Origin of the sequence: Acinetobacter sp. BIGb0102 (genome assembly GCF_003815055.1) — a bacterium.
GTDB lineage: Bacteria > Pseudomonadota > Gammaproteobacteria > Pseudomonadales > Moraxellaceae > Acinetobacter > Acinetobacter vivianii.
On record NZ_RKQE01000010.1, the window covers coordinates 196,248 to 208,980 of the forward strand.

A 12,733-nucleotide genomic window follows, 5' to 3' on the forward strand; every position below is an offset into this window, starting at 1 on the left:
TAAGTATTAACTTAGTACATAGCTTTCGTGGATTCCGCATTCCGCAACAAAGCTTTCATCGTGCGACACTAGTATCACAGCACCATTAAAAGAGCGAATTGCCTGGGCCAGTAATTCACGAGATTCAATATCGAGATGGTTCTCTGGTTCATCGAGAAGCAACAATTCAACGGCTTGTTGTTTTAAACCCAATAATGCTACTTTCAAACGTTCTCCACCGCTCAATTTTGTTAAAGGACTCAACGCCTTATCTCTACGGATTTGTAGGTTGCCTAATAGGGTGCGTGCCTGTTGCTCGGTCAGATTTGAATCTATACCACATAGATATTCAACAGCAGATAGGTTTTCATTGAGTAATGAAAGATTCTGATCCAGATAGACAGTAGTTACTTTGCAATAAATCTCTCCTGCAAGTGGCGGGATTAAGCCTTGAAGGGTTTTGAGTAAAGTGGATTTACCCGTACCGTTTGCGCCAATTAAATGCAATTTTTCACCAGCGGATAGGGCTAGATCAATTGGCTGTGTTTTTGCGTAAGTCAGTTTTAATTGCTGACAGCGTAAGATTTCACCTGATTTACCGCTCGTTTGAGTAAATTCAAAAGACTGTGATTTAAGATGCTCCAGTTGCGTTTGTTTTTGCTGTAACTCATCTTTTGCATCTGTAAGTTGTTTGCTCTGCTGTTTTCGTAAGTGAGAAAGAGATTGCTCAGATTGTTCTTTCTTGGCATCCAGCAAGATCGGAGCTTGAGAACCTGATGCTCTTAACTTTTCTCCTGTTTTCTTCCGCTTTTGCGCTTTCATCTGACTTTGATGTTGTTGCTCTTTAAGCTGTTTTAACTCGCGTTTCTCTTGTTGCACCGCATGTGATAATGCTTCAACTTGTAACTGATGTTGTTGCTGATAGAGCGCGTAATTGCCCCCATAGTACTGTAGACCGAGCTGGTTTAAAGCAAAGATACCTTGTACATGAGAAAGTAATTGTCGGTCATGACTAATCATTAAACCACCCGTAGGATGTTGCGCTATTTGCTCTATTAACCATTGTCGTCCTTGAGTATCCAGATGATTGCTTGGTTCATCCAAAAGCAGATAATGATCTTTCAATAGGAATAAACGACAAAGGGCAAGCTTGGTTTTTTGGCCTTCACTCAAATGTTGAGTCGAGGTATCTAGTGTTGTAGGTAATCCTGCACTTTCTAACAATTGTTGCCATTCGTTTGGTAGATGCCAGAGATGTTCAACCCGATCATAATCGTTAAATGAAGCAGTACCTTGCTGAATCCGTTCAAAGCATTGATATAAATCTTCAATATCCAAAGCTTGAGCAATGGTATTGGCTTGTACACGTTGGAGTTGCGCAAGATGCTGATGTGGGCATTGCCATGAAATTTGGCCTGAATAAGCGAGTTCAGTCGATTCACCCTGAAGTAGAGACATCAATAGTGATTTACCCTGACCATTACGTCCAATCAATCCGCAAAACTGATGTAAAGGCAGTTGGAATGAAAGCTGATCAAAGAGTTTGTGCTGTGCCAATTCAAGCGATAGATTTGAAACGATACATGCCTGTTGAGTCATAAGAAACCTCATAAACAGGATATGCAAAATAGCGAGATAGAGATAAATTTTAGAATGACAATCGCTAAACGATAGATAAGTCTATTTTGCACATCAAAAAAGGAAAATGGATTTTGATGATAAAAATAGGACTTACTTCATTGGCGTAATCTCAGGTTGATGTATTTTTCATCTATTCTATGAGCTAAGCGGGCAAAGGTCAAATTTCAGGATTTTTAAGTTATGATTAAAAAAACACAAAAAATGCTTGTCAAATGCTGAAATAGTGCGTAATTTAATACTTAGACACAGTTTTTAGATATTTGAAATAAACATGTTAAAGCATACTGTAAACACAAACGCATACTTTTATTTTTGGCAATATTAATCGTTGCCTGATGCGTTTCGGGCAGCAAAAAGGGTTGCCCAACCAGTTAATACCTGATCGGCAACACCGATCAGGTTTTTTTATGCTTTAACAATCATCATTTTAGGAGAAATACCATGTATACATTCAATTATTCATATTTTAGCAAGATTACTTGGTTTTACTTTGCAAAAAAATCAACATCACTTAGATCACACTTGCTCAAATAAATGAAAAGGACTGCGAAGAAGGCCAGTCCAAAGGAATTGAAAATGAATGCTTTAAATACTGCTTTGACACAACCACAAACACACACAAAAGAATCAATGCTTAGCTTGCCATCACAACTCAAAGCGCAGTATCCCTTGTCTGCAAATCTGGCGCAGCAAATTTCAAAACATCGTCAAACGATTCAAAATATTTTATCAGGACAAGATCATCGTTTAATGGTGATTACAGGGCCTTGCTCGATCCATGATCCTATCGCAGTACTCGAATATGCTGATCGTCTGCAACAACTCCAAGAACAAGTCAAAGATCAGATTTTCCTTGTCATGCGTGCATATATTGAGAAACCACGTACCACAGTGGGCTGGAAAGGTTTTTTATACGATCCAAATTTAGATGGATCATCAGATTTACAGCTGGGCTTAGAAAAGTCTCGTGCGCTTTACTTACAATTGGTTGAAAAGGGCTTACCGATTGCCAGTGAAATTTTAAGTCCAATGGCAACGGGTTATTTTGATGATTTGCTGGCTTGGGGTGCAATTGGTGCACGTACCAGTGAATCACAAATTCACCGTGAAATTGCCAGCCACATGCCGTACAGCATCGGCTTCAAAAATGGGACTGATGGCTCGATTCAGATTGCTTTAGATGCAATCCAGTCTGCCATGAACGGGCATCAATTCCTTGGTATGACTCAACAAGGTTTGCCTGCGATTCTGCATAGTGCAGGTAATCCATTGCCACACTTGATTTTACGTGGCTCAAATCATGGTACCAATTATGATTTGGCATCGATTCAATCTATGCATTTCAAACATAAGCATTTACCAGCGCTTGTGATTGACTGTAGTCATGGTAATAGTGCTAAAGATCCATTAAAACAACCGCAAGTCTTGCAGCAAATCATTGCAGAACGTGCGGAATCGAAAGTGCGCGGTGTGATGATTGAGAGTCATTTGGTAGATGGCAATCAAAAAATCTCTTGTGATATGACTTATGGTCAATCCGTCACAGATGGCTGTTTAGGTTGGGATAAAACGGCACAGGTTTTGCTGGATGTTGCTGAACAAATGCGACATAAGAAATAAAGTTAAAAAAGCCAGTTGAAGACTGGCTTTTTTATTGGCTTAAAATCAGGCTGCTTGAATAGATTGAGCTGCAAGAAAGTGACCGATTTCCTGACTAAACTTTCTTGGTTCAGTAATGAGTGGCGTATGGCCAGAACGTTCAAAATAAACAGCTGTGGCATTTGTCAAACTTTCTGCAATCAAGGTTTGTCCCGTCTCAGGGTACAGGGTAGATTCACGACCAATAAAGAACGTCGTTGGGCAATTGAGCTGGCTAATCGCTTCGCGATAATCTTCATCATGATTGAGATAGTTTTCTACATACCAAAGCAAGTAATCCAGTCGTTGAATTGGCAATAGATACTTTTGTAGAAAAGGACGGTTCAGTGCCAGTTTGAAAATTTTGGGACTATAGTTATTACTGCCTTGTAGCTCGATAAAGGAACCCCATAGGCTCACCAGGTTATAGCGTACATCATCGGGTAAATCTTCAAGCTTCTGTGCATGTTTGTATTGGTGTAATAAGGTTTGAATCTCAAGCAAGAGCTGTTTAAATTGAGGATGCTTCTGCCCGAATAAGCCATATTGCCAAGAGTCATCGACAGAGATCTTCGGTGTTTGATCAATATGTAAATAGGCTTTGAGTTTCTTAGCCAGATTGCCATGTTTCATCCCATGCATGGCTGTGGTTGCCCCCATGGAATAGCCCATCAGGATAAACTGATCGAGTTTTAGTTGTTGAATGAGACTATTAACATCATTCCAGTGACTAGAAATTGCATCCATATTAGGGATCGCACAATGCTTTGAACCACCAAAACCGCGCCAGTCTGGAATGATAAATTCATATTGTTTGCGATTGGAAAATAAGAAAGGAAGCCATTGCCAGCTTTGCATGCCCAGACCTGACAACACCAGCACAGGTTCACCTTCGCCAACGCGTCGCACAAATAATTTTTCCTGATCAGGCATGGTATAAAATGGCATTATTGTTCTCCAATATCGTTTGCTTCCTCAAACTTTCTCAGTTGAGGAATCATTTGTTCCAACCATTTTATCCATTCACTTTCTGTAATGATACCAAGTTCAAGAATCATTTTATGGATGAACAGCACACGGTTGGTGGGTTGGCTATTTTTAAAATCTTTATCATGAATGGCTTGATAAAGGCTTAATTTTTCCTTATGGATGGATAAGTGGCGTTCCAACTCAGGCAAAATGGTATTGCCTCCCAGTTGAGCCTCAGCCCTTAACCTAACCATAAGATCATCACGTAATTGTGCTGGTTCGCTTTGTTGTTCAATCCATGCAGCCAGTTGTATTCTACCCAGTTGCTCAACTTGGTAGGTTTTTTTTCGGCTATTTGCAGCTTGTTCTTCTAGTGTCGAAATCCATCCTTTTTTCAACATCCCATTGAGTTCGCGATAGATTTGCTGATGAGTCGCATTCCAAAAGAAGCCCATTGAACGGTCAAAGCGACGAGCCAATTCAAAACCTGTGCTCGGCTTCTCTAATAGGCTGGTCAATAAAACATGGGCGAGTGACATGATGTTCCATAATAAAAAAATGACTCATCAGAATTATGCAATATGTTGCATAAAAATCAAATCTTGTTTATAACTTTATGCAACAAGTTGCATTAGCCAGCAGAATGCGAGCCAAAGGAGAAAACATGTCAGCTTATCCACATTTATTAAAGCCACTTGATTTAGGCTTTACCACTTTAAAAAACCGTGTGCTTATGGGGTCTATGCATGTTGGCTTAGAAGAAGCACCTCAAGGTTATGAGCGTATGGCCGCATTCTATGCAGAACGCGCCAAAGGTGATGTTGGATTAATTGTTACAGGTGGGATCTCGCCAAACGATGCTGGCTTGACTTTTGCGCATGCGTCTAAGCTCGATAGCATTGCTGAAGCAGATAAACATAAAGTGATTACCCAAGCTGTACATGATGCGGGCGGTAAGGTTGCAATGCAGATTTTACATACAGGTCGCTATTCTTATCAGCCTGAGATTGTTGCACCATCTGCGATTCAGGCGCCGATTAACCCGATTAAACCCAAAGCGCTTACTTCAGCTGAAGTGCAGCAAACCATTGATGACTTTGCCAACTGTGCCAAGCTTGCACAATATGCAGGCTATGATGGCGTCGAAATCATGGGGTCAGAAGGTTATCTGATTAATGAATTTATTGCCGCTCGTACTAACCATCGTGATGATGAGTGGGGCGGTAGCTATGAAAACCGTATTCGTTTCCCGATTGAAATCGTAAAGCGTACCCGTGCATTGGTGGGTGAGAATTTCATTATCATTTATCGCTTGTCGATGCTGGATTTGGTTGAAGGTGGTTCAACGCTGGAAGAAGTGATTCAACTTGCAAAAGAAATCGAAAAAGCGGGTGCAACCATTATCAATACAGGGATTGGCTGGCACGAAGCGCGTATTCCAACGATTGCAACTAAAGTACCGCGTGCAGCATTTACATGGGTGACTGAAAAGCTCAAAGGTGAAGTTTCAGTTCCTTTAATTACTTCAAACCGTATCAATACCCCTGAAATGGCGGAACACGTTTTGGCTTCTGGTCATGCAGATATGGTGTCTATGGCACGTCCAATGTTGGCAGATCCAGAGTTTGTATTGAAAGCCAGCGAAGGTCGTAGCGATGAGATCAATACCTGTATTGGTTGTAACCAAGCTTGTTTAGACCATATCTTCTCAATGAAAATTGCGACTTGCTTAGTCAATCCACGCGCTTGTTACGAAACGGAACTCATTTTTAAAGAAGCGAATGCGGTTAAAAATATTGCAGTGATTGGTGCAGGTCCAGCTGGTTTGAGCTTTGCAGTATATGCAGCAAGTCGTGGTCATAAAGTGAAAGTCTTTGATGCCAGCAACCAGATTGGTGGTCAATTCAATATCGCCAAAACTATTCCGGGTAAAGAAGAATTCTACGAGACCTTACGTTACTTCAAACGTCAAATTGAATTACAGCCGAATATTGAGTTAGTACTGAATCATACGGCCACTTATGAAGAGCTAAGCCAAGCAAATTATGATGATATCGTGGTTGCGACGGGCGTGACTCCACGTCAATTGCAATTTGAGGGCATCGATCATCCAAAAGTGTTGAGCTATATTCAGGTATTAAAAGAACGTGTACCTGTTGGTAAGCGTGTTGCCATTATTGGTGCCGGTGGTATTGGTTTTGATACCGCAGAATACTTAACTCATGAAGGTGATAGTGGTAGCTTAAATCCTGAAAAGTTCTATGCCGAGTGGGGAATTGATACGACTTACGAGCATGTAGGTGGCTTAAAACCAGCTGAGTTAGAAAAGTCAGAACGTGAAATTTACTTACTACAACGTAAAACAGCATCTGTTGGTGCAGGTTTAGGTAAAACTACGGGCTGGATTCACCGTACTGGCTTAAAACATCGTGATGTGAAAATGATTGCGGGAGCAAGTTACGACAAGGTTGACGACCAAGGTCTACATATTACGGTGGATGGTCAAAGTCGTGTGCTTGAAGTGGATAATGTGGTGATTTGTGCTGGTCAGGAATCTTATACTGCGATGTTCGACCAACTTAAAGCAGATGGTAAAAATGTTCATCTGATTGGTGGTGCGAAAGAAGCAGGTGAACTGGATGCGAAGCGTGCAATTCGTCAAGGTGCTGAATTAGCAGCCGTTTTATAAGATAGTAATGAGCATTTTCTCATGAGAGGAAGTGCTCATTCATTTTTAGATATGAAGGAAAAATAACAATGGCATTTGCAACAACAAAACAAGCCTTAGCGATCTGGCATGAAATGATTCAAGCTGGCGATTTATCTCGCTTAAATAACTTGCTTGCGGAAGATGTTGTGTTTCGCTCGCCAGTTGCTTACAAGCCTTATGAAGGAAAGCATGTGGTCTTTTTTATTTTGACCAATGTGATTCAGGTGTTTGAGAACTTTACTTATCACCGTGAATTTTATACCGAAGATGGTGAAAATGTAGTGCTGGAATTTAGTGCTAATGTGAGTGGTAAGTCATTAAAAGGCATTGATATGATTCGTTTTAATGATCAGGGGAAAATCATTGATTTTGAAGTGATGATCCGTCCGATGAGTGGTTTGGCAGCATTAGCAGAGAAGATGGGCGCAAGATTTGCCAAGTATCAACCCAACTAAAGCACCAAAAATAGCCTAAGTAATATTCAGAGATTTAAAATGTGGTTAAAACTTTCAACTTTGGCTTTATTGCCTATATTACTCATTCAGGGTACGAAAGTTCGTAAAAATACACCACGTCTTTTAGAAGCCCGTGGAGAGCGCGCAGGTACGATTGGTGCGGGACAACCGCTGTCCTTATTGATCTTAGGTGATTCAGCAGCGGCTGGCGTGGGTGTTGAAACTCAACAAGACGCTTTATCAGGAGCGATCATTTCCGAATTACAGAATGAATATCGCTTGCAGTCGAAATTACAGGCAAAAACAGGCGATACCACTCAGCAAATTTACCAAACAGTACAACAGTTAGATCAGCAATGTTATGATGTAATCGTCACCTCAATCGGTGTTAATGATGTCACTAAGCTGACTTCGGCAAAGTCTTGGTTGAAACAGCAACAACAACTTTTTAGCTATATACAACAACAGTTTCAACCCAAGTTGATTATTGTGTCTGGTGTGCCGCCAATGCAGCATTTTCCAGCTTTACCGAATCCATTGGCTTGGCTGTTTGGAAAATATGCAGCACAAATGAATCAAGTATTACAACAATGGCTGGCACCGCAGCCGCAATTTCATTTTATTCAATATGATGTAGAAACTTTTCAGGCGATGAATCTGCCAATGGCCAGTGATGGTTTTCATCCTGGCAAAGAAATTTATGCAATTTGGGGAAAACAGGTCGCTACTTTAGTGCGGCAAACATTTACTCATCGTTAGAGGCGGTATTGGATATGGGTATATCTGCTTTAGACAAAATAAAAGTGTTAGGTTCAGAGCTCTTTGATACGGTACTCGGTGCTGAACAGCCGAAAATGTATTATGACCCGCAAGGGAAGATTAAGGATGTGCTGGAAAAATTACCTCAATTAAAGCAAAAATATCGTCCAACGCCGTGGCTAAGTAATACACATCTACATTTGCTGTATTTTGATGTGATTCGAAAGAAAATGATCAAGCTTGAATATGATCGAATCGAACAATTACAGATGCAGGATGGTGGTGTAACGGCAATCGCATGGTATGGATATGACTTACCGCCAGAGACGCCGACTGTTGTGATTATGCATACCATTACAGGGACACCTGAAAGTATGCGGGAGCTGGTTAAAGACCTGCATGAATATACAGGGTGGAGAATCGCACTGTGTTTACGCCGTGGTCATGCAGGTTTACCAATGCCTGTACCACGTATTTCATTGTTTGGTTCGACCAGTGATCTAAAAGAGCAATTGGCACATATTCAAAGCTTATTTCCAGACTCAGACTTATATGCTGTCGGTTCTTCTGCGGGTACAGGTTTGTTAGTGCGCTATCTAGGTGAGCAAGGTGCAGACACACCTTTCAAAGCTGCCTTTGCAATGTGTCCGGGTTATAACACTGAAATTGGCTTTAAAAATGTCCATCCTTTTTATAGCAAAATGATGACCAAGAAGCTTTTTAAGCACTTTATCTATCCGTATCAGACCACATGGGGGCAACTTGCTTCGGTAGAAAAGGTGCTGACAACCACCAGCTTGGAAGAGTTTGAAAAAGAATACTTTGAAATGGCTGGATTTCAGGATTATCAAAGCTATTGTCAGGCAATCAACCCGATCTATGTGTTTGAAAATGTCAAAATTCCATTGATGATTTTGAATGCAGAAGATGATCCTGTCTGTTCAATCAAGAATCTGGAACCGTATAAAGATGCAATTCAGCATATGGAAAATATTGCTGTGGTCACGACGAAGAAGGGTAGCCATTGTGGCTTCTATGAAACGTTAAGTGTGAAATCTTGGGCTTCACGTTTGATGTCTGATTTTTTTAAGAATTACTAATAATGTAGAAATAAAAAAGCCATGAGCTGCAACAAACGCGGTTCATGGCTTTTTTCAGCAAGCAATTAAAACATTAGTTGTTTAATGCAGGTGTAGCAGCAGCAATCGCGGCAGCAACAGCATCATCTTCACTTTGAGCTGGTGTAGATGATTTTGGCGCTTTTGCAGTTTGTTCAGCTTTTGGCTGCTCTGCTTTAGCTGGTTTTGGTTCAGCTTTTACAGGTTGCTCAGCTTTAGGCTGTTCTGTTTTTGCTGGTTTTGGTTGTTCAGTACGTGGAGTCTCAGTTGCAGCAGGCGTTTCAGTCTGCGCAGGATGGATTTCACGACGAATTTCAGTGGTCGTATTTGTAGTTTCTTCGCGCGTTGTTTCAACAGCAGGCGCTGGAGCTTCTTGCTTATCAACACTTTCTAACGATTCAAACTCCTGAATTTTTTCAGGCTCAGGTTGTGGCTGAGTTTGAGTTTCAGTCGTTGACTGTTCTTGCTGCTCTTCGTTTTTAGGTTCTTCTTTTTTCACACAAGCAGTTAATAAAAGACCAGTCGCCAGTGCTGCACAAATTAAAAGTTTTTTATTTGCCATTGCTAAAACAACATATTAAATAAGGACAGCACGAATTATAACAGTAAAAGTATGTGAAGAAATCCCTATGCTTTGTTGAGTTTGTTTATATTTTATAATTGCTTGCAAATCCTCATCACTTTTATGGCTCATTTATTGCGGTTTAAAACCGATTTTTAAGAAGTTTGAGGACTAATTTGAGCGCTTAAACGTAATTTAAGTATGAAAAATCATCAAATTCCGTAAATTTTTATCGAAAATGCTGATAGAATAACCAGTTGTTTATAGTTCTTTGAATTGATGCGGTTTGACTTTGCTTTATAGGGGCAGAGTACAGTAAAATTGCCCAACATTGTAGGCCGATTTCGGCTCGATTGTACGAGAAACTCAATGACCCATTTTATTTTTGTCACTGGTGGTGTGGTTTCATCACTAGGTAAAGGTATTTCTGCTGCTTCTGTTGCTGCACTTTTGGAAGCTCGTGGCTTAAAAGTCACTATGGTAAAAATGGATCCATACATTAATGTCGATCCAGGTACCATGAGTCCATTTCAGCATGGTGAAGTTTTCGTCACAGAGGATGGTGCTGAAACTGACTTAGATTTGGGATATTACGAACGTTTCTTACGTCGTGCGAAAATGACCAAACTGAATAACTTTACCAGCGGTCGTGTATATCAGGACGTTTTGAACAAAGAACGTCGTGGTGACTACCTAGGTGGTACTGTTCAAGTTATTCCACATATTACAGATAACATTAAAGAACGCGTACTTCGCGCAGGTGAAGGTTACGACGTTGCGATCGTTGAGATTGGTGGTACTGTTGGTGATATCGAATCACTTCCATTTATGGAATCAGTACGTCAGCTTATGGTAGAGTTGGGTCATAAACGCACAATGCTGATGCATTTGACCTTATTACCATACATCAAATCTGCTGCGGAATTGAAAACCAAGCCAACTCAGCATTCTGTGAAAGAGCTTCTTTCAATCGGTATTCAGCCAGATATCTTGATCTGTCGTACTGAATATGATGTCGATGTTGATACTAAACGTAAAATTGCATTATTCACGAACGTTGAAGCGCGTGCCGTTGTGGTATGTAAAGATGCGAAAACGATTTATCAAATTCCACGTACTTTCTACGAACAGAATGTTGATGACCTAATCTGCGAACGTTTTGGCTTCAACGATCTTCCAGAAGCAAATCTTGAAGATTGGGACAATGTGGTAGAAGCATTACTCAATCCAGAATACACAGTCCGTGTTGCGATGGTGGGTAAATATGTAGAACTTCCAGATGCTTATAAATCTGTCAATGAAGCACTTTTACATGCAGGGATCCAGAACCGCGTTAAAGTTCAGATTGACTATGTCAATGCTGAAGAGCTTGAACAGCAAGACATTAGCATTTTAAGTACGGCTGATGCGATCTTGGTACCAGGTGGTTTTGGTGAGCGCGGTACTGAAGGCAAAATGAAAGCCATTCAATATGCACGTGAGAACAAGATTCCATTCCTTGGTATTTGTTTAGGTATGCAATTGGCTGTGATTGAATATGCACGTAACGTTGCAGCGATGCCAGAAGCAAGTTCAACTGAATTTAACCGTTCAACTAAATATCCACTTATTGGTTTAATCACTGAATGGTTAGATGAACGTGGTGAATTACAGCAACGTAGCCTTGAGTCTGACTTGGGCGGTACGATGCGTTTAGGTGCACAAAAATCAGAACTGGTTGAAGGCACTAAAACACGTGAAGTATATGGCAAAGCTGAAATTACTGAACGTCACCGTCATCGTTATGAAATGAACGATCGTTTTATTCCAGCACTTGAAGAAGCTGGTATGAAAATTTCAGGCTATTCATCAGTACAACATTTAGTTGAAACTGTAGAAATTCCTGAACATCCTTGGTTTATTGCTGTACAATTCCACCCAGAATTTACAAGTTCACCACGCGATGGACACCCATTATTTGCTAGTTTTATCGGGGCTGCTAAAAATCAGCACCAAAAGTAAGTATTGAGTTTTAAATAAACTGGGAAAGTTTAAATGTCACAATTAAAACCACAAGAAGTTGTACGTTTAGGCGATATACAAATGGCAAATCATTTGCCATTTGTATTATTTGGCGGAATGAACGTACTTGAATCGAAAGATTTAGCATTTGAAATTGCTGAAACGTATGTTGATATTTGCAAACGCTTAGATATTCCTTACGTGTTCAAGGCAAGCTTTGACAAGGCAAATCGTTCGAGCTTGCATTCATTTCGTGGTCCTGGTCTGGAAAAAGGCATCGAGTGGTTGGCGGATATTAAAAAGCATTTTAATGTGCCAATCATTACCGATGTTCATGAACCTTACCAAGCAGCGCCTGTAGCTGAAGTCGCAGACATTATCCAGCTTCCTGCCTTCCTTAGTCGTCAGACTGATCTTGTTGAAGCAATGGCAAAAACTCAAGCCATTATCAATATCAAAAAAGCACAATTCTTAGCACCCCATGAAATGCGACATATCTTGCATAAATGTCTGGAAGCTGGGAATGACAAACTCATTCTTTGTGAACGTGGTTCAGCATTTGGCTATAACAACCTGATCGTTGATATGCTTGGCTTTGATACCATGAAAGAAATGAATGTGCCAGTATTCTTTGACGTTACCCATGCTTTACAAACACCAGGCGGACGTGCTGATTCTGCGGGTGGTCGTCGTGCTCAAATTACAACTTTGGCACGTTCAGGTATGGCAACAGGTTTAGCGGGTTTATTTCTGGAAGCGCATCCGGAACCGGAAATTGCAAAATGTGATGGACCATGTGCATTGCGTTTATCTCAGCTTGAGCCATTCTTGGCACAATTAAAAGAATTGGATACTTTAGTTAAAGGATTCAAAAAGTTAGACACCCACTGATGCAATAATT

At 40.6% G+C, this 12,733-nt stretch carries 11 protein-coding genes; 7 read left to right on the forward strand and 4 right to left on the reverse strand.

The genetic code is table 11. The features are described 5' to 3' along the window. Nucleotides 1-6: 6 nt before the first annotated feature. Nucleotides 7-1,578 (reverse strand): ATP-binding cassette domain-containing protein, encoded by a 1,572-nt coding sequence (locus EC846_RS03765; protein WP_123774239.1) that lies wholly within the window; start codon nt 1,576-1,578, stop codon nt 7-9. A gap of 618 nt (nt 1,579-2,196) precedes the next feature. Here EC846_RS03765 and EC846_RS03770 point away from each other — a divergent pair. Continuing rightward, nucleotides 2,197-3,240 (forward strand): 3-deoxy-7-phosphoheptulonate synthase, encoded by a 1,044-nt coding sequence (locus tag EC846_RS03770; protein ID WP_005257815.1) that lies wholly within the window; start codon nt 2,197-2,199, stop codon nt 3,238-3,240. 45 nt (nt 3,241-3,285) lie between these two features. Here EC846_RS03770 and EC846_RS03775 read toward each other — a convergent pair whose 3' ends face one another. Continuing rightward, complete coding sequence (locus tag EC846_RS03775) at nt 3,286-4,206, reverse strand: alpha/beta fold hydrolase (RefSeq protein WP_123774240.1); 921 nt, start codon at nt 4,204-4,206, stop codon at nt 3,286-3,288. After that, complete coding sequence (locus EC846_RS03780; protein ID WP_004772388.1) at nt 4,206-4,766, reverse strand: PadR family transcriptional regulator; 561 nt, start codon at nt 4,764-4,766, stop codon at nt 4,206-4,208. The genes EC846_RS03775 and EC846_RS03780 overlap by 1 nt, the downstream gene beginning before the upstream one ends. A gap of 125 nt (nt 4,767-4,891) precedes the next feature. Between EC846_RS03780 and EC846_RS03785 the strand changes: the two genes are divergently transcribed. From EC846_RS03785 to EC846_RS03800, 4 genes are all read left to right on the forward strand, one after another. Continuing rightward, a complete protein-coding gene (locus tag EC846_RS03785; protein WP_213071304.1) occupies nt 4,892-6,916 on the forward strand; it encodes an NADPH-dependent 2,4-dienoyl-CoA reductase in 2,025 nt (674 codons plus the stop codon). Nucleotides 6,917-6,984: 68 nt separating this feature from the next. After that, entirely contained in the window at nt 6,985-7,392 is a 408-nt protein-coding gene (locus EC846_RS03790) for a nuclear transport factor 2 family protein (protein ID WP_123774242.1), read from the forward strand. A 39-nt stretch (nt 7,393-7,431) separates the two neighbouring features. Then, nucleotides 7,432-8,151 (forward strand): SGNH/GDSL hydrolase family protein, encoded by a 720-nt coding sequence (locus EC846_RS03795; protein ID WP_123774243.1) that lies wholly within the window; start codon nt 7,432-7,434, stop codon nt 8,149-8,151. A gap of 14 nt (nt 8,152-8,165) precedes the next feature. After that, complete coding sequence (locus EC846_RS03800) at nt 8,166-9,251, forward strand: YheT family hydrolase (RefSeq protein WP_062848030.1); 1,086 nt, start codon at nt 8,166-8,168, stop codon at nt 9,249-9,251. Between the two features lie 73 nt (nt 9,252-9,324). Here the strand turns inward: EC846_RS03800 and EC846_RS03805 are convergent, their stop codons facing one another. Beyond that, the gene (locus EC846_RS03805) at nt 9,325-9,831 is read right to left on the reverse strand and encodes an internalin (RefSeq protein WP_123774244.1); all 507 of its coding nucleotides are present in this window, start codon (nt 9,829-9,831) and stop codon (nt 9,325-9,327) included. A gap of 369 nt (nt 9,832-10,200) precedes the next feature. Between EC846_RS03805 and EC846_RS03810 the strand changes: the two genes are divergently transcribed. Further along, a complete protein-coding gene (locus EC846_RS03810; protein ID WP_004772379.1) occupies nt 10,201-11,832 on the forward strand; it encodes a CTP synthase in 1,632 nt (543 codons plus the stop codon). A 33-nt stretch (nt 11,833-11,865) separates the two neighbouring features. Then, a complete protein-coding gene (gene kdsA, locus EC846_RS03815) occupies nt 11,866-12,723 on the forward strand; it encodes a 3-deoxy-8-phosphooctulonate synthase (RefSeq protein WP_123774245.1) in 858 nt (285 codons plus the stop codon). Nucleotides 12,724-12,733 lie beyond the last annotated feature (10 nt).

What these genes read in the sequence shown, in the direction of transcription:
- EC846_RS03770 (WP_005257815.1), top strand. Translation starts at nt 2,197, where the DNA reads ATGAATGCTTTAAATACTGCTTTGACACAACCACAAACACACACAAAA.
- kdsA (WP_123774245.1), top strand. Translation starts at nt 11,866, where the DNA reads ATGTCACAATTAAAACCACAAGAAGTTGTACGTTTAGGCGATATACAA.
- EC846_RS03795 (WP_123774243.1), top strand. Translation starts at nt 7,432, where the DNA reads ATGTGGTTAAAACTTTCAACTTTGGCTTTATTGCCTATATTACTCATT.
- EC846_RS03775 (WP_123774240.1), bottom strand. Translation starts at nt 4,206, where the DNA reads ATGCCATTTTATACCATGCCTGATCAGGAAAAATTATTTGTGCGACGC.
- EC846_RS03780 (WP_004772388.1), bottom strand. Translation starts at nt 4,766, where the DNA reads ATGTCACTCGCCCATGTTTTATTGACCAGCCTATTAGAGAAGCCGAGC.
- EC846_RS03785 (WP_213071304.1), top strand. Translation starts at nt 4,892, where the DNA reads ATGTCAGCTTATCCACATTTATTAAAGCCACTTGATTTAGGCTTTACC.
- EC846_RS03805 (WP_123774244.1), bottom strand. Translation starts at nt 9,831, where the DNA reads ATGGCAAATAAAAAACTTTTAATTTGTGCAGCACTGGCGACTGGTCTT.
- EC846_RS03765 (WP_123774239.1), bottom strand. Translation starts at nt 1,578, where the DNA reads ATGACTCAACAGGCATGTATCGTTTCAAATCTATCGCTTGAATTGGCA.
- EC846_RS03790 (WP_123774242.1), top strand. Translation starts at nt 6,985, where the DNA reads ATGGCATTTGCAACAACAAAACAAGCCTTAGCGATCTGGCATGAAATG.
- EC846_RS03800 (WP_062848030.1), top strand. Translation starts at nt 8,166, where the DNA reads ATGGGTATATCTGCTTTAGACAAAATAAAAGTGTTAGGTTCAGAGCTC.
- EC846_RS03810 (WP_004772379.1), top strand. Translation starts at nt 10,201, where the DNA reads ATGACCCATTTTATTTTTGTCACTGGTGGTGTGGTTTCATCACTAGGT.